The sequence below is a fragment of the Variovorax sp. YR566 genome, assembly GCF_051992195.1.
Taxonomy (GTDB): Bacteria; Pseudomonadota; Gammaproteobacteria; order Burkholderiales; family Burkholderiaceae_C; genus Variovorax.
In genome coordinates, this window is the sequence record NZ_CP197092.1 from 5,431,975 (window position 1) to 5,448,737 (window position 16,763).

9 protein-coding genes are annotated in these 16,763 nt (G+C 67.5%); 5 read left to right on the plus strand and 4 right to left on the minus strand.

The features are described from left to right. Positions 1 to 9: 9 nt before the first annotated feature. Entirely contained in the window at positions 10 to 6,378 is a 6,369-nt protein-coding gene (locus tag ACTG4X_RS25425; RefSeq protein ID WP_440534423.1) for an autotransporter outer membrane beta-barrel domain-containing protein, read from the plus strand. Here ACTG4X_RS25425 and ACTG4X_RS25430 read toward each other — a convergent pair. Then, positions 6,344 to 6,841 carry a low molecular weight protein-tyrosine-phosphatase gene (locus ACTG4X_RS25430; protein WP_093058853.1) on the minus strand — a complete coding sequence of 166 codons (498 nt, stop codon included), beginning with the start codon at positions 6,839 to 6,841 and terminating at the stop codon, positions 6,344 to 6,346. The genes ACTG4X_RS25425 and ACTG4X_RS25430 overlap by 35 nt on opposite strands. 821 nt (positions 6,842 to 7,662) lie before the next feature. On the opposite strand from ACTG4X_RS25430, the gene ACTG4X_RS25435 reads away from it, so the two are divergent. From ACTG4X_RS25435 to ACTG4X_RS25445, 3 genes are all read left to right on the plus strand, one after another. Then, a complete protein-coding gene (locus ACTG4X_RS25435) occupies positions 7,663 to 7,866 on the plus strand; it encodes a hypothetical protein (RefSeq protein ID WP_093081375.1) in 204 nt (67 codons plus the stop codon). A gap of 215 nt (positions 7,867 to 8,081) precedes the next feature. Beyond that, complete coding sequence (mgtA, locus tag ACTG4X_RS25440) at positions 8,082 to 10,850, plus strand: magnesium-translocating P-type ATPase (RefSeq protein ID WP_440532218.1); 2,769 nt, start codon at positions 8,082 to 8,084, stop codon at positions 10,848 to 10,850. A 119-nt stretch (positions 10,851 to 10,969) separates the two neighbouring features. Continuing rightward, positions 10,970 to 11,686 (plus strand): MgtC/SapB family protein, encoded by a 717-nt coding sequence (locus ACTG4X_RS25445; protein WP_093058856.1) that lies wholly within the window; start codon positions 10,970 to 10,972, stop codon positions 11,684 to 11,686. Positions 11,687 to 11,693: 7 nt separating this feature from the next. On the opposite strand, the gene ACTG4X_RS25450 is transcribed toward ACTG4X_RS25445, so the two are convergent. After that, on the minus strand, positions 11,694 to 13,136 hold the full coding sequence (locus ACTG4X_RS25450; RefSeq protein ID WP_093179702.1) for an NAD-dependent succinate-semialdehyde dehydrogenase: 1,443 nt from the start codon (positions 13,134 to 13,136) through the stop codon (positions 11,694 to 11,696). Positions 13,137 to 13,375: 239 nt separating this feature from the next. Between ACTG4X_RS25450 and ACTG4X_RS25455 the strand changes: the two genes are divergently transcribed. Next, positions 13,376 to 13,963, plus strand: a complete 588-nt coding sequence (locus tag ACTG4X_RS25455; RefSeq protein ID WP_440532219.1) for a phospholipid scramblase-related protein — start codon at positions 13,376 to 13,378, stop codon at positions 13,961 to 13,963. A 6-nt stretch (positions 13,964 to 13,969) separates the two neighbouring features. Here the strand turns inward: ACTG4X_RS25455 and ACTG4X_RS25460 are convergent, their stop codons facing one another. Both ACTG4X_RS25460 and ACTG4X_RS25465 read right to left on the minus strand, forming a co-directional pair. Then, a complete protein-coding gene (locus tag ACTG4X_RS25460) occupies positions 13,970 to 15,310 on the minus strand; it encodes a glycerate kinase type-2 family protein (RefSeq protein WP_093058859.1) in 1,341 nt (446 codons plus the stop codon). Between the two features lie 77 nt (positions 15,311 to 15,387). Next, positions 15,388 to 16,593, minus strand: coding sequence for a urate hydroxylase PuuD (locus ACTG4X_RS25465; protein ID WP_440532220.1), 1,206 nt, complete (start codon positions 16,591 to 16,593; stop codon positions 15,388 to 15,390). Between the last annotated feature and the right edge of the window lie 170 nt (positions 16,594 to 16,763).

A 16,763-nucleotide genomic window follows, 5' to 3' on the forward strand; every position in this document is an offset into this window, starting at 1 on the left:
TGCCACAGCGTGCTCCCTGCCCTCGCGGTGCTGGCGGCGCTGCAGTTTCACAGCGGCGAAGCGGCGGCGGCATGCACACCCGCAGCCCCCATCGACAACGACACGGTGAGTTGCACCGGCGTGCCGATCACGCTGCCGCCGAACCCGAACAGTTTTCTCAGCAACGCGAACGGCCTCGCCGTGACGGTGCAGGCGGGCGGCATCATGAGCACGCTGCCCGGCGGCACCGCGATGGCCCTTGGGGGCAACAACATCACGCTCAACAACCTGGGTGCCATCGATGCGAATGCGGCGGGGTCCCTCGTGCTCGCGCGGGCCCTGACCATCGGCAACCTGATCGCGCCCACCAGCAGCAACGTCACGGTGAACAACTCGGGCTTGCTCGAAGGCACCTTCGACGGCACCTTCGGCCTGCTCGGCACGGCGGCGATCATCGCCAACGCCGGAACCACGACGTTCAACAACAGCGGCTCGATCGGCGTGAGCGTGCTGGGCGCTTTCGATCCGGTCAACTCGATCGCGGTCGCCGTCTACGGCGGCGGCAACGTCAATTTCACGAACACCGGAACGATCACGGGCCGCGTGGCTTTCGAGAGCCCCACCGCTGGCGGCAACACCTTCGTCAACGCGGGCACCATCAACGGCAGCGTCTCGCTGGGCACCACAGTCAGCAACGACACCTTCGTGGCGGTGACCGGGTCGTCGATCGGCAATCCACTGATACCGCTGCCTGCCGTGGCCATTCCCACGCTCACCCTCCCACCGGGCCTGCTCACATTCGCCGCCACGGGCACGGTCGATGCGGGCGTCGGCGGAAGCGACACGCTCGTGCTGCAGAACACCATCGCCGGGCCTGGCTCCGGCACGGGCGGCACCGGCAACATCTCGGGCCTGCAGTACCTCAACTTCGAGAACCTGACCGTCAACAGCGGCACGTGGACGCTCACCGGCGCGGTGGTGAGCGGCGCCACCACGCTCAACGGCGGTCTCTCGGTCTTCGACAACCCGCTGGCCTTCGGCACCGGCGCGCTGACGGCCAACGGCGGCGCCATCGAGGCGTCGCTCCCGGGCCTGGCGCTGGCGCAGAACGTCAACCTGACAGGCGGCCTGATCGTGCAGGGCGCCAACGGCCTGACGCTTGGCGGCACGATCAGCGGCGCGGGCGGGCTGATCAAGAACGGGGCCGGCACCCTGACGCTGTCCGGCAGCAACAACTTCAGCGGCGGGCTGGCGCTCAATGCGGGCGGGCTCACGCTGGGCTCGGCCAGCTCGCTCGGCACCGGCCTGTTCCTGGTCGGTGGTCCGGCCACGCTGAACACCGCTTTCACGGGCACGCTCACCAACCCGTTGCAGCTCAATGGCGCCCTGTCGCTCAACGGCGCGGGCGCCCTGACCCTGGGCGGCAACATTGCCGGTGCCGGCAGCCTGACGCTCAACAGCGGCGCCCTGGCGCTGACGGGCAGCAACAACTACGGCGGCGGCACCGTGCTGCAGGCCGGCTCGATCGACCTCGGCAACAGTTCCGCGCTCGGCTCGGGCGCGCTGACCGTCAATGGCGCCGGTTCGCTGACCGGTGTGGCCGGCGTGACGATCGGCAACGCTGTCGTGCTCAACAACACACTGAACTTCGGCGCGGGTGGCGGAGGCGGTGCGCTGACGCTCAACGGCACGATCAGTGGCGCGGGCGGCATGAGCCTGGCCGGTGCGCCGGGACTCACGCTCAACGGCGCGAACAACTTCGCCGGCGGCTTCAACCTGGGCGGCGGCGCGCTCACCGTCGGCAACAACCTCGCGCTGGGCACGGGGGCGGTCACGGTCAGCGGTGCCGGCTCGCTCACGGCCGGCGCGGCCGTGAGCCTTGCCAACAACTTCAACCTCAATGCCGGCCTGACCATCGGCAGCGGCAGCGACCTGGCGCTCAACGGGGGCCTCGGCGGCCTCGGCGGCCTCATCAAGACCGGTGCCGCCAAGCTCTCGCTGGGCGGCGCGAGCACTTTCTCCGGCGGCGTGAACCTGCAGGCCGGCGGCCTGGGCATCGGCACGAACACGTCGCTGGGCCTGGGCGCGCTGACGGTCAACGGCGCCGCCACGCTCGATGCGAGTGCGAACGTGAGCGTGGGCAACGCGGTCGTTCTCAACGCGGGCCTGACAGTGGGCGGCGCCAACAACATCGCCCTCGGCGGGCTGGTGTCGGGCATCGGCGCGCTGGGCTACAACGGCACGGCGACGCTGGGCCTCAATGGCGCCAACGTCGGCCTTCTGGGCGGCGTCAACCTGGCCAGCGGCACGCTCAGCGTGGGCAACAACCTCGCGCTGGGCACGGGTGGGCTCGGTGTCAGCGGCAGCGCGAACCTGAACGCGGGCATACCCGGCATTACCCTGGGCAACAACGTCACGCTGAACGGCGGCGCCACGCTGGGCCTGGGTGGCGCGAATGCGCTCACGCTGGGCGGCGTCATCGGCGGTGCGGGCGCGCTCGCGGTCAGCGGCACCGCCGCCGTCACGCTGGGCGGCGCCAACAACTTCGGCGGCGGCGTGACGCTGGCCGGCGGCCAGCTCGCGCTGGGCACCAGCACCTCGCTGGGCACCGGCACGCTCGGCGTGACGGGCAACGCCACGCTGTCGAGCACCGGCGGTGCACTCGCGCTGACCAACGCCGTCACGCTCGGGGCAGGCGCGGGGCTCACGGTGGGCGGTGCAGCAGACCTCACGCTCGACGGCACGGTGAGCGGCGCCGGCTCGCTCATCAAGAACGGCACCGGCACGCTGGCACTCAACAACGCCAACAATTTCGGCGGCGGCGTCACCCTGCAGGCGGGCACGCTCAGCGTCGGCAACAACACAGCCCTGGGTACCGGCGCGCTGACGGTGGCCAGCACCGCGATGCTCAGCGCCAGCACCGACGTGGCGCTGGCGAACGACGTCGTGCTCAACGACAACCTGGGTGTCGCGGGCGCCAGGAACATCACGCTCGGCGGCACGGTCAGCGGCGCCGGGGGAATCTCGATGGGCAGCACCGGCACGCTGGCGCTGAACAACGCCAACACCTACTCGGGGCCGACCGTGGTCGCCAGCGGCACCCTGCAGGTGGGCAACGCGACCGGCAGCGCCACCGGGAGCGGCGCGGTCACGATGCAGAACGGCTCCACGCTGTCGGGCAATGGCCGCATCGGTGGCGATGTCACGCTCAACAACACTGCCGTGCTGGCACCGGGCACCCCCGGCGCGATGGGCATGCTCACCATCGGCGGCAGCCTGTCGCTTGCCAACGGCAGCGTGTTCGACTATCAGTTCGGCACGCCCGGCGCCAACTTCGCCACGCCCGGCCAGAGCGACAGCGTGAGCGTGGGCGGCAACCTCCTCATCGCGGGCAACACCACCATCAACGTGACGGACACCGGCGGCTTCGGCCCCGGTGTGTACCGGCTCGTGGACTACGGCGGCGCGCTCACGGGCGGCGGCACGTTGACGCTGGGCGGTGTGCCCGGCGGCGCCACGGTGGTCCTGCAGAACCTCAGCGCCGACAAGCGCTTCACGCTCGTCAACAGCACGGGCATGACGCTGGACTTCTGGAATGCCAATGGCCTGGCCAGTCCGACGCAGTCGGGCGGCGGCACCGGCACTTGGTCGACCACCTCGCCGGTGTGGACCGATGCGGTGGGCAACATCTCGCTGCCGATGCAGCCGCAGCCGGGCTTCGCGATCTTCACCGGCGCGCCGGGCACCGTGACGGTGGACAACACCGGCGGCGCGGTACAGGCCACCGGCCTGCAGTTCGCGAGCAACGGCTACACGCTGACCGGCGACGCGCTGACGCTGCTGGGCGCAGGGGGCGGCGCGAAGGCGGAGATCCGCGTCGGCGACGGCGGCGCGGGCTCGGCCGGCTTCACCGCCACGCTGAACAACACGGTCGCGGGCACGGCCGGCATCGCCAAGACCGGCGACGGCACGCTGGTTCTCGGCGGCACCAACACCTACACCGGCGGCACCGCGGTGCAGGGCGGCACGCTGTCCGTTTCCGCCGATGTGAACCTCGGCGCGGCCGCCGGCAATGTGACGCTGGACGGCGGGCGCCTGCAGGTGACGGGCACCGCGTTCACCGGTACCGCGCGCAACCTGGACATCGGCGCGGCGGGCGGCGGCATCGAGATCGTCGATCCGGGTCTGGACTTCACCGCCAGCGGCGCGCTCGGCGGCAGTGGCGGCCTGGTCAAGTCGGGCGCAGGCACGCTGACGCTCGCAGGCACCAGCACCCTCACGGGCGCCACCACCGTCGCGGCCGGCACGCTGCGCTTCGGCGCGCCGGACCTGCTGAATCCCACCGCGCCGATCGCACTGGCCAACACGGCGGGCGCAACGCTGGACCTGAACGGTTTCAACCAGACCATCGGCTCGCTGTCCGGCGGCGGCACGGCCGGCGGCGAACTCCAGCTCGGAAGCGCAACGCTCACGACCGGCGGCGACAACACCAGCACCACCTTCGGCGGCACGCTCAGCGGCAGCGGCGACCTGGTCAAGCAAGGCACGGGCACCTTCACGCTGACCGGCGCGAACAGCTATGCGGGCGGCACATCGCTCACACAGGGCCGCATCGACGTGGGCGCCAATGCGGCACTGGGCTCGGGCGCGCTTGCGATGTCCGGCGGCACCACGCTCGGTCTTGCGGCCGATGGCCTGACGGTCGCCAACAACGTGACGCTCGCTGCCGGCGGCGGCGGCGCGGTGGTCGACACCGGTGCCTTCAACGGCACGCTCACGGGCGCCGTCAGCGGCGGCGGCGCGCTCGTCAAGGAGGGCAGCGGCACGCTGACGCTGGCCGGCACCGCCAACACCTACACCGGTGCAACGCAGGTGGACGCGGGCACGCTGCGCGCGGGCGCGGCCAATGCGTTGAGCCCTGCCTCGGCCACCAGCGTGTCCGCGGGTGCGACGCTCGACCTGGCCGGCTTCAGCCAGACGGTGGCCTCGCTGGCCAACAGCGGCACGGTCTCGCTGGCCGGCGCCGCGCCGGGCACCACGCTCACCGTCACCGGGCCCTACACGGGCAACAACGGCATCCTGCAACTGGGCGCGGTGCTCAATGCCACCGGCCCCTCGGACCGCCTGGTGCTCGACGGCGCCGGCGCAACCGCGAGCGGGCGCACCACGGTGCAGATCATCAACCTCGGCGGACTGGGCGCGCTGACGACCGGCAACGGCATCGAGGTGATCAGCGCCCTGAACGGCGCGACCACCACCGCACAGACCACCAGGGACGCCTTCTCGCTGGCCGGCGGCCACGTGGACGCTGGTGCCTACGAGTACCGGCTGTACCCGGCGGATGCCAGCGGCAGCGGCGAGAACTGGTACCTGCGCTCCACCACCGGCGGCCTTCCTGGAACACCGGGCGGGCCGGGCGGGATCGGCGGGTTGCCTACCTACCGCATCGAAGTGCCGCTGTATGCCGCGCTGGCGCAACAGCTGCGCCAAGGCAACCTCGAGATGCTGGGCAACCTGCACCTGCGCGGCGGCGACGACACGCGGCTCGCCTCCGACGGCGCCAGCGCTCGCGGTCGCCGCGCCTGGGGCCGCCTGATCAGCGCCGACATCGACGCGAGCCAGCGCGGCACTGCGAACGCGCAGGGCAAGGGTCGCCTCCACGGCTTCCAGGCCGGTACCGACCTGTGGGCCGACACCCGCTGGAACGTGGGCGTCTACGTCGGCCAGCTCGAAGGCAATATCCGCGTGAACGGCTTCGCGCGCGGCATCCAGGGGCTGGACGTGGGTTCCAACGACCTGCGCAGCCGCTACCTCGGCGCCTACGCCACCTGGCACGGCGACGAGGGCTGGTACGCCGATGCCGTGCTGCAGGCCGGCCAGCACCGCTACAACGTGCAGCCGTTCGCGACCTTCGGCAGCTCGGGCAAGGGCAAGAGCCTGCTGGCCTCCATCGAGGTGGGCAAGGCCTTCGGCATCGGCAGCGGCTGGATCGTGGAACCGCAGCTGCAGCTCATTCACCAGCGCCTGCGCATGGACGACACGGACATCTCCGGCGCCGCGGTGACACAGGACCCGCATGACGGCCTCATCGTGCGCGCAGGCGTGCGCATCAAGGGCGAGATCGCCACCGGCGCCGGAACGCTGCAGCCCTATGGGCGCATCAACGTGTTCCACGCCTCCGGCGGTGCCGACGTGACGCAGTTCCTGAACTTCGGCGGCGGCACGGCCATCCGCAGCGAAACGGGCTCGACCAGCACCGAAGCGGCCGGTGGCGTGACGCTCGCTCTCGGCGAGCGCGCCTCGCTCTACGGGGAGCTGGGCAAGCTGTGGGCCTCGGGCGGCGCGGCGCGCTTGAAGAGCTCGATCAACGCGTCGCTGGGTGTGCGGGTGCGCTGGTAGCAAGCGCGGCCAGCCTCGTCAGCAGGCCATCGACGCCAAGATCGATCAGGTCGAAGACTTCGACAAAAGCCTGTTGCCCGCCATACCAGGGATCGGGCACATCGCCTTCGACGCCCTCGGCGAATTCGGTGAACAGGTGCACCTTGTGGGCCGTGCCTGCGGGCGCGAGCCGGCGCAGCGCGGCGCAGTGCTGGGCAGTCATGCCGATGATCAGGTCGAAACGTTCGAAGTCGGCCCTGCGGACCTGCCGCGCGGAATGGGCGTGCATCTCGATGCCGCGGCGTTTGGCCTCGGCCACGGAGCGTGGATCGGGCGGATTGCCGCGCTCTTCGTCGGAGACGGCTGCACTGTCGACTTCGACGTGGAAACCCACTGCGCGGGCCTTGTGCATCAGCAGGACGTGGGCTGTGGGGGAGCGGCAGATGTTGCCGGTGCAAATAAACAGAATTGCCAGTTTCTTCATATGCGACAACGGCTGGATGATTTCGCGGGCTGATGGATGCGGTAGAGAGGCTACAATGCGACCTCGCTCAATGATCCTGAGCACTGCCTGGCCAGGCAAGCTGAATCTCACACCAGCGCGTCGAAGTCACTACGACGAGAAAAACAATAATGACTTCATGCAAAAGAATTTGCCGTAGCGTGGACCGCGTAAGAGTTCACGACCACATTCCCAAAGCCCGCTTCGAGCGGGCTTTTTCACGCCCGAGCGATCTGGTCTGATGGTCCTGCAGACCGTGAAAGGTGACAGCAGTCGGCATCGAGGCACTTCCCTGAGCGGTTTTATTCCTCCCTCGCCTCTACCAGCGCCGTCTGCTGTCGAAGCCAGTGTGCTCAGGCGAAGTGAATTCAGCATGAAGTCAGCGCGGGTGTTCTGTGAAGTGAGGGCGCGCAGTTTGCACGACCCTCTCAGGTGCCCGCACAAGCGGGACGTAACCGCAACAGTGAGGCGATAACTACCATGCCGGCATCGAGGGACATGGCCAAAAGGGTTGACGCTGTTCGTGCCGCAGTGCAACAATCCTGCATCTTCATTTCGGAGCCCCGTGCGTGGACAGTGCCAGTTGGATCAGTGACAAGACGCGTGCCTCGGCAGGCGTGACACACCCGGCTCTCTAGCGCAGGCTTCTCCCGCGCTGCGTGCCGGTGTGCACACAGCGTGGCCCTCTTGCCTCATCGGCAAGCGGTTCCCCTCCTCCCGATTCCCGTCGTTTCGTCGCTGACTTTTTCAGTCAGCTTGCGTGCGTCCGTGCACGAGGCCCTTCACTGCGAAGGAGTCTTGTCATGCGTCACTTTCATCTTCGTCGTCAGCCGCACGAACAGCAGCAGCGTGTTCGCCCGTCGGCGCACGCGCCTGTCCGCGACCCTGCGGCAGTTGACGCCGCGCCCGTCGTCGATGCCTCGCTCGACCAGGCCGCGGCGCTCTGGACAACGCGCCGCATCCGCAGCTTCCTGGTGCTCCAGCCGGCCTGCGCGCCTCGCCGCTGAGCCGCGCTCCGAGCCCTTCTTTCAACCTGCAAGCAACCCGGGAGCACACGATGGACCCAGCCTCTCATTTGCGCCGTAGCGCGCCCCCTTCGCTTCGATCGATTGCACCAACAACAACGCGGCCCGCCGCCGCGCTTCGCAAAGGGTTGCTCCTGGCTGATTGATGCCCGGAGGTTCTCCCTGGGCGGGCGGCGGCCGCCCCGAAGGAGAACCCCATGAAAAACGTCCTGAAGTCTTTCTTCGAAAGCTTCCTGCGCAGCCGCCACATGCTGCATCACTTCGAGCGCTGGCAGACGCTGCTGGGATCGAAGCCCGTCGGCACCGGCTCCTTCGTCAGCATGCCGCCCGACATCGCGAAGGCACTGGGCACCGCCTCGCGCACCGATGCCGGCGAGATGCTGCTCAAGCTCAACAGTTCGCCGCGCGGCCTCAGCGAAGGCCATGCGCAAGTGCTGCGCAAGCGCCTCGGCAGCAACGAGGTTCGCCACGAGCAGCCGCTGCCCTGGTGGCAGCACCTGTGGCAGTGCTACCGCAATCCGTTCAACCTGCTGCTGACGGTGCTGGCGCTGGTCTCCTATGTCACCGAGGACATGAAGGCCACGCTCGTGATCGGCAGCATGGTGGTGCTGTCGACGGTGCTGCGCTTCCTGCAGGAGTCGCGCTCCAACAAGGCGGCCGACCGGCTCAAGGCCATGGTGAGCAACACCTCCACCGTGCTGCGGCCTGCGCCGGGCTACAAGGCGGGTGCCGCTGGCGACGAGGGCTTCGACACCACGCACGCCGGTACGGTGCGCGTCGAAGTGCCGATGCGCGACCTGGTGCCGGGCGAGGTGATCGCGCTGTCGGCCGGCGACATGATCCCGGCCGATTGCCGACTGCTCACCGCCAAGGACCTGTTCATCAGCCAGTCCGCGCTGACGGGCGAGGCCATGCCGGTGGAAAAATTCGTCGTCGATCGCGGCGACCACGCGGCGGGCGTGCTCGAACGCGAGAACCTGCTCTTCATGGGCACCAACGTGATCAGCGGCACCGCCACCGCGCTCATCGTGCACACGGGCGATCGCACATTCTTCGGTGCGCTGGCGCAACGCGTGACAGCCACTGATCGCGGCACCAGCGCGTTCCAGGCAGGCATCAACCGCGTGAGCTGGGTGCTGATCCGCTTCATGCTGGTGATGGCGCCGCTGGTGCTGGTGATCAATGGCGTTGCCAAGGGCGACTGGTGGGAGGCGGCGCTGTTCGCGCTGTCTATCGCGGTCGGCCTCACGCCCGAGATGCTGCCGATGATCGTGACGGCCACGCTGGCCAAGGGTGCGGTCGTGATGTCGCGCCAGAAGGTGATCGTGAAGCGGCTCGAAGCCATCCACAACTTCGGCGCAATGGACGTGCTGTGCACCGACAAGACCGGCACCCTGACGCAGGATCGCATCGTGCTCGAGCGCCACACCAACGCCTGGGGCGAAGGCTCGGACCACGTGTTGCAGCTGGCCTACCTCAACAGCTTTCACCAGACGGGTCTGAAGAACCTGCTCGACAAAGCCGTGCTGAGCCATGCCGAGCTGCAACTCGAAACGCGTCTGCAGACGGCCTATCGCAAGATCGACGAAGTGCCCTTCGATTTCTCGCGCCGGCGCATGTCGGTGGTGGTGGCCAATGGCGGCAGCGAGCACCTGCTGATCTGCAAGGGCGCGCTGGAAGAGATTCTGTCGGTATGCACCTCGGTCGAGCGTGGCGCTGAAGTGCTGGCGCTCGATGCGGAGGTGTTGGCGCGCATCCATCGCGTGGCATCGGAGCTCAATGCCCAGGGCCTGCGTGTGGTGGCCGTGGCCAGCCGTTCGCTGAAGACCGAGGCACGGAAGGCGGCCTACGGCGTGGCCGATGAGTCAGGGCTCACGCTGCTGGGCTACGTCGCCTTCCTGGACCCTCCGAAGGAATCCACCGCTCCCGCATTGCGCGCGCTGGCCGAGCACGGCGTGGCCGTGAAGGTGCTGACGGGCGACAACGAACTGGTCACGCGCAAGGTCTGCGCCGACGTGGGACTGGAAGTCGGCCGCATCGTGCTCGGCCAAGAGATCGAGGACATGGCCGATGCCGACCTGCGCCTGGTGGTCGAAGCGCACCAGGTGTTCGCCAAGCTCACGCCTGCCCACAAGGAGCGCATCGTGCACGCGCTGCATGCCAATGGCCATGTGGTGGGCTTCATGGGCGACGGCATCAACGACGCGCCCGCGCTGCGCGCCGCGGACATCGGCATCTCGGTGGACGGCGCGGTGGACGTGGCCAAGGAGTCGGCCGACATCATCCTGTTGGAGAAGAGCCTGATGGTGCTGGAGCAAGGCGTGATCCAGGGGCGCCGCACTTTTGCGAACATGCTCAAGTACATCAAGCTCACTGCTAGTTCGAACTTCGGCAATGTGTTCTCGGTGCTGGTGGCGAGTGCGTTCCTTCCGTTCCTGCCGATGCTGCCGCTGCACCTGCTGGTGCAGAACCTGCTGTACGACGTGTCGCAGATCGCGATTCCGTTCGACAACGTGGACGAGGAGTTTCTGAAGAGCCCGCAGCGCTGGAACCCGGCGGACCTGGGCCGTTTCATGGTGTTCTTCGGCCCGCTGAGCTCGGTGTTCGACATCCTCACGTTCGCGGTGATGTGGTTCGTCTTCGCGGCCAACACGGTGGGCCACCAGACGCTGTTCCAGTCGGGATGGTTCGTCGAGGGCCTGCTGTCGCAGACGCTGATCGTGCACCTGATCCGCACGCGCAAGATCCCGTTCCTACAAAGCCGCGCGGCATGGCCGCTGCTGATCATGGGTGCGGCGATTGCGGCGGTGGGCATCTGGCTGCCGATGGGGCCGCTGGCGCACTACTTCAAGCTGCAGGCGCTGCCGTTGATGTACTTCCCCTGGCTTGTCGCCATGCTGGTCGGCTATGCAGTGCTGACGCAGGCGGTGAAGGGGTGGTATGCGCGGCGGTATGGGTGGCAGTGAGATGAATGCTCGCCGATCAACTAGTGCCCCGAGCAACTCGCCAACAAGGCTTCATCCTGGCAACGTCAAATATGCCCTGGCTCCCGATGCGGGGCCGACCGACAAGAAAGAACCTTTCGATGCAAGCCATCCAGAACATCAACCTGCTCTCGCTGCTCGACACTTTCATCAGCGTCGCGGCCGCGTTCGTCCTCGGCTCGCTGATCGGCCTCGAGCGGCAGATACGGCAGCGCACCGCGGGCCTGCGCACCAACACGCTGGTGGCCGTGGGTGCGGCGGTGTTCGTCGACATGGCCAATCGGCTGCATGGCCAGGACGGGGCCGTGCACGTGGTGGCCTACGTGGTCTCGGGCATCGGGTTCCTGGGCGCGGGCGCGATCATGAAGGAAGGCGCCAACATCACGGGCCTGAACACGGCGGCCACGCTGTGGGGGTCGGCGGCGGTGGGCGCCTGCGCGGGTGCCGATCTGCTGGGCGAGGCGATGATCGCCGCGCTGTTCGTGCTGGCCAGCAACACGCTGCTGCGGCCGGTGGTCAATCGGATCAACCGTCGCCCGATCAGCGAAGAATCGAGCGAGGCGACCTATGCGGTGCGCGTGATCTGTTCGCGCGCGGCGCGGCCCGAGGTAATGGACCAGTTGCTGCTGCTCCTGGAAGCGGCGAACTACCCTGTGCGCGATGTCGACCAGCACGCCTTCGGGCCGGCCGACACGGAAATCGAAGCGACGCTGTACGCCACCGCAGTCGAGCCGCTGGAGCTCGACCAGGTGATTGCCGAGCTCGAAACGCTCGACGGCGTACAGCAGGCGTTCTGGAACGCCTCCGCCGAAGACTAAGCGCCGATCAAACGCCCAGGATCGAAACGGCCTTGGTGTTCAGGTAAGCCTCGAGCGCTTCGGGGCCGCCTTCCGAACCGTAGCCCGAATCCTTCACACCGCCGAACGGCATTTCGGGCGACGGCGTGGCGGGCTGGTTGATCCACAGCATGCCCAGTTCGAGCTTCTGGCTCAGCAGGTGCGCGTTCTTGATCGACTTGGTGAAGGCATAGCCGGCCAGGCCGAAGGGCAGGCGGTTGGCTTCGGCGATCGCTTCTTCGAGCTTGTCGAAGCCGCGGATGGCGGCGATGGGGCCGAAGGGTTCGTTGTTGAACACGTCGGCGTCCAGCGGCACGTCGGTCAGCACGGTGGGGGCGAAAAAGTTGCCCGTGTCGCCGATGCGTTCGCCGCCGGCCGCCACGGTGGCGCCCTTCTTGCGCGCGTCTTCCAGCACATGGGCCATTGCGGTGAGGCGACGCGCGTTGGCGAGCGGGCCGATGGTCGTGCCTTCGGCGAGGCCATCGCCGAGCTTCAGGCCTTCGGTGTACTTGACCAGCGTGCGGGCGAATTCTTCGCGCAGGCTGTTGTGCACCAGGAAGCGGGTCGGCGAGATGCAGACCTGGCCCGCATTGCGGAACTTGGCCGCGCCCGCTGCCTTGACGGCCAGCGCCACGTCGGCGTCTTCGGCCACGATCACCGGGGCGTGACCGCCCAGTTCCATCGTCACGCGCTTCATGTGCGAACCGGCCAGCGCGGCGAGTTGCTTGCCGACCGGGGTCGAGCCGGTGAAGGTGACCTTGCGGATGATCGGGTGGGCGATCAGGTAGTTCGAGATTTCAGCGGGGTTGCCGAACACCAGGCCCACGGTGCCGGGCGGAATGCCTGCATCGACAAAAGCCTGCAGCAGCGCGGCTGGCGATGCCGGGGTTTCTTCAGGGGCCTTCACCAGGAACGAGCAGCCGGTGGCCAGCGCAGCGCCGAGCTTGCGCACGATCTGGTTGATCGGGAAGTTCCACGGCGTGAACGCGGCGACGGGGCCCAGCGGCTCCTTCAGCACGAGCTGCTGCGCGGCCAGGTTGCGCGAGGGCACGATGCGGCCGTAGACGCGGCGGCCTTCGTCGGCGAACCATTCGATGATGTCAGCGGCAGCCAGCGTTTCGCCCTTGGCTTCGGCCAGCGGCTTGCCCTGCTCTTGCGTCAGGAGCTTGGCGATTTCGGGGGCGCGTTCGCGGATGAGGCCGGCGGCGCGGCGCATGACGGCAGCGCGCTCGTTCGCAGGGGTATTGCGCCAGGTTTCGAAGCCGCGCTGTGCGGCAGCCAGGGCGCGGTCGAGGTCGGCGATGCTGGCGTGAGCCACCTTGCCGATGGCCTTGCCGGTGGCGGGATTCACTACGTCCAGCGTCTTGCCGCCGGTGGCGTCGACCCATTCATTGTCGATCAGCAGGCGGGTGTCGGTGTAGGTGGCGGTCATGGCAAACTTTCCTTCGGGGACTGGATGATGAAAAGAAGAATGGGGAATTCTGGAGGTGCTGTGCGGCTCTGCACCCGAAAGGATGCGCCGGCTTCAACGGCAGCCACAGGCCGCCGGGGGCATAGATTAACCCGAGTTCACAAACCTCGCCCGCCGGCGGTCACGGGCGAAGAACGGGGTCGTCATGCGCGCCGAACATAATCCCCGTCACACAAACACACAGAGGACGAGGGAAATCCATGCACGCAGCGCTGCGCAACAACCTGTTTTTCATCAAGGAACACGTCGGCATCTTCAAGGCGGCCAACAACTACGACATCTTCGACCCGAATTCGCAACAGAAAATTCTGGAGTGCCGTGAGCCGAACCTCGGCTTCTTCAGCAAGCTGCTGCGCTTCACCGACTACAAGCGCTTCACGCCATTCGACGTGGTGGTGTCGACGCCCGAAGGGCAGAAGGTGCTGTCGGTCAAGCGCGGCGTGTCCATCTTCCTGTCTAAGGTGCAGGTGCTGGATGGCAACGACCAGGTCGTCGGTTCGTTCAAGCAGAAGCTCTTTTCCATCGGCGGCAAGTTCGACGTTCTCGACGCTCAGGAGCAGATTGCCTGCACGCTCAAGGGCAAGTGGACCAGCTGGGATTTCCGCTTCGTGCAGGGCAGCACCGAGTTCGCCGCCGTGTCCAAGAAATGGGCGGGGCTGGGCAAGGAGTTCTTCACCACCGCCGACAACTACATGCTGTCGATCGACCCGGGCGTGCCGGCCAACGATGCCCGCCGCCTGCTGATCGTGGCGGCGGTGATGTGCATCGACATGGTGCTGAAGGAGTAAAGCTCCTTACAGCACCAGCAGCGCGCGGAAGTCGTTGACGTTGGTGTGGGTCGGGCCGGTCACGAACAGGTCGCCGATGGCGTCGAAGTAGCCGTAGGCGTCATTGCGATCGAGATGGTCCGACAGCTTCTTCCCGGCAGCGGTGGCGCGCGCCAGCGTGTCGGGCGTGACGAAGGCGCCAGCGTTGTCTTCCACACCGTCGATGCCGTCGGTGTCGGCGGCGAGCGCCCACACCTGTGGCTGGCCCATGAGCGCACCGGCCAGCCCCATGCAGAACTCGCCGGCCCGCCCGCCGCGGCCTTTGGCCTGGCCCGGCTGGCGTGGGCGGATCGTCACCGTGGTCTCGCCGCCCGAAAGAATCACGCAGGGCCGCGCGAACGGCTCGCCGCGGTGCGCCACCGCTCGCGCCAGCGCAGCGTGCACCTTGCCGACTTCGCGCGATTCGCCTTCCATTTCGTCGCTGAGGATGTGCGCCTCGATGCCGGCCTCGCGCGCAGCCCTGGCCGCGGCTTCGAGCGACTGCTGCGGCGTGGCGATCATGTGCGTCTCGTGGCCCTTGAACACGGCGTCGTGCGGCTTGGGCGTTTCGAGTTCACCGCTTTCGAGTTGCGCGCGCACCGGCGCGGGCACTTCGATGCCATAGCGGTCGAGGATGGCGAGCGCATCGGCGCAGGTGGTGGCGTCGGGCACCGTCGGGCCGCTGGCGATGACGGCTGCGTCGTCGCCTGGCACGTCGCTGATCGTCAGCGTCACCACGCGGGCCGGCGCGCATGCCGCCGCCAGCCGGCCACCCTTGATGCGCGACAGGTGCTTGCGCACGCAGTTCATCTCGCCGATGCCTGCGCCGCTTTCGAGCAGTTGCTTGTTGATGCGCTGCTTGTCGGCCAACGTCAAGCCTTCGGCCGGCAGCACCAGCAGCGATGAACCGCCACCCGAGATCAGGCACAGCACAAGGTCGTCGGCCGTGAGGCCCTGCGTCAGCGCGAGGATGCGCTCGGCGGCCTGCTGGCCTGCTGCGTCGGGCACGGGGTGTGCGGCCTCGACGATCTCGATGCGCTGCGGCACGCCTTCGGGCCGCGGCGGAATGTGGTCGTAACGCGTGACGACCAACCCCGACAGCGGCGCATCGGCCGGCCACAGGGCCTCGAGCGCCTGCACCATCGAGCCGCCGGCCTTGCCTGCGCCCAGCACCAGCGTACGGCCCTTGGGCGGCGGCGGCAGATGAGCGCCCAGCGTGGACAGCGGCAGCGCGCGGTCCACCGCCACACGGTAGAGATGTTCGAGGAAGGCGCGCGGGGCTTCGCGCGGATCGGGAGCGGGGCCGAAGGCGGGGTTCGATGCGGTCATTGCTGCTTTGTCTCCAATCCGGCGATTGTGCTGCGGACCGTGACCCGCCCTCTTGCCGCCGGTCAACTTCTGTCTGTCTAGTTGGTCTTTGCGCCAGCCTGGAACCAGCGGCTGATGAGGGCCCGCTCTTCGTCGGTGATGCCCGTGGCGTTGTTCATCGGCATGATCTTCGTGACCACCACCTGCTGGTAGATCGCCTGTGAATGCGCGGCCACCTGCTCCGGCGAATCGACGCGCACGTTCTTCATCTGAACGGCCGCGCCGTGGCACATGAAGCAGCGCTGTTCGAGCACCTTCTGCACGTCCTTGAACGGCACGGCAGGCGCAGCGGCAGCCACCGCGGGGGCCGCCACGGGTTCAGGCTTCATCCAGACGATGGTCAGGCCCAGCACCACGATGCCGACCAGCGCATAGGGCAGCGGGTTGCCCGCATTGCCCAGCTTGAAGCGGTGCCGCACCACGAAGAACTGACGAATGGCCGCGCCGCCGAGCATGATCAGCAGCAGCACGATCCAGTTGTGCTTGTGCGTGTACGTAAAGCTGTAGTGGTTGCTCAGCATCGCGAACAGCACCGGCAGCGTGAAGTAGGTGTTGTGCACGCTGCGCTGCTTGCCGCGCTGGCCGTGCACCGGGTCCACCGGCTTGCCTTCGCGCAGCGCCGCCACGTTCTTGCGCTGTCCGGGAATGATCCAGAAGAACACGTTGCCGCTCATGGTCGTGGCCATCATGGCGCCCACCAGCAAGAAGGCCGCGCGGCCCGCGAACCACTGGCAGGCCAGCCAGGTCGCGAAGGCGATGAAGATGGCGATCAGCACGCCGACGATGGTGTCGCCGTGCTTGCGCCGGCCGAAGATCTGGCAGATGCCGTCGTACACCATCCAGAACACCACGAAGAAGGCCAGCGCCACGGCAATGGCGGCGCCGGGCTGCCAGTCCATCTTCGACTTGTCGATGAGGTACGTGCTCGCGTTCCACAGGTACGACATGGTGAAGAGCGTGAAACCCGTGATCCAGGTCGAATAACTCTCCCAGTACGACCAGTGCAAGTGGTCCGGCAGCTTCTTGGGCGCCAGCGCGTACTTCTGCATGTTGTAGAAGCCGCCGCCGTGCACGGCCCATTGCTCGCCGCCCACGCCCTTGTCGAGCGATTCCTGGTCCTGCGGCTTTTCGAGGCTGTTGTCCAGCATCACGAAGTAGAAGGAAGCGCCGATCCAGGCGATGGCGGTGATGACGTGGACCCAGCGCAGCAGCAGGTTGGCCCAGTCGAGGTAATAACTTTCCATATGCTTCTCTCTCAACCCGATTGGCGCGTGGGGGCACCAAGGATGGGTTTCAGCCTGCTCACCACCGCGGGCGCTGTAAGCAGAGAAAGTGCCGCGAACGCAGGCTCCATGAAAAAATGGGCCTCGCTCCGCTGCGGCTTGTTGTGGACCGAAAGTGTATACAGTTTTGG

Excerpts from the sequence above, each read along its gene's own strand:
- ACTG4X_RS25430 (WP_093058853.1), bottom strand. The coding sequence starts at position 6,841 with ATGAAGAAACTGGCAATTCTGTTTATTTGCACCGGCAACATCTGCCGC.
- ACTG4X_RS25435 (WP_093081375.1), top strand. The coding sequence starts at position 7,663 with ATGCGTCACTTTCATCTTCGTCGTCAGCCGCACGAACAGCAGCAGCGT.
- mgtA (WP_440532218.1), top strand. The coding sequence starts at position 8,082 with ATGAAAAACGTCCTGAAGTCTTTCTTCGAAAGCTTCCTGCGCAGCCGC.
- ACTG4X_RS25445 (WP_093058856.1), top strand. The coding sequence starts at position 10,970 with ATGCAAGCCATCCAGAACATCAACCTGCTCTCGCTGCTCGACACTTTC.
- ACTG4X_RS25450 (WP_093179702.1), bottom strand. The coding sequence starts at position 13,136 with ATGACCGCCACCTACACCGACACCCGCCTGCTGATCGACAATGAATGG.
- ACTG4X_RS25455 (WP_440532219.1), top strand. The coding sequence starts at position 13,376 with ATGCACGCAGCGCTGCGCAACAACCTGTTTTTCATCAAGGAACACGTC.
- ACTG4X_RS25460 (WP_093058859.1), bottom strand. The coding sequence starts at position 15,310 with ATGACCGCATCGAACCCCGCCTTCGGCCCCGCTCCCGATCCGCGCGAA.
- ACTG4X_RS25465 (WP_440532220.1), bottom strand. The coding sequence starts at position 16,593 with ATGGAAAGTTATTACCTCGACTGGGCCAACCTGCTGCTGCGCTGGGTC.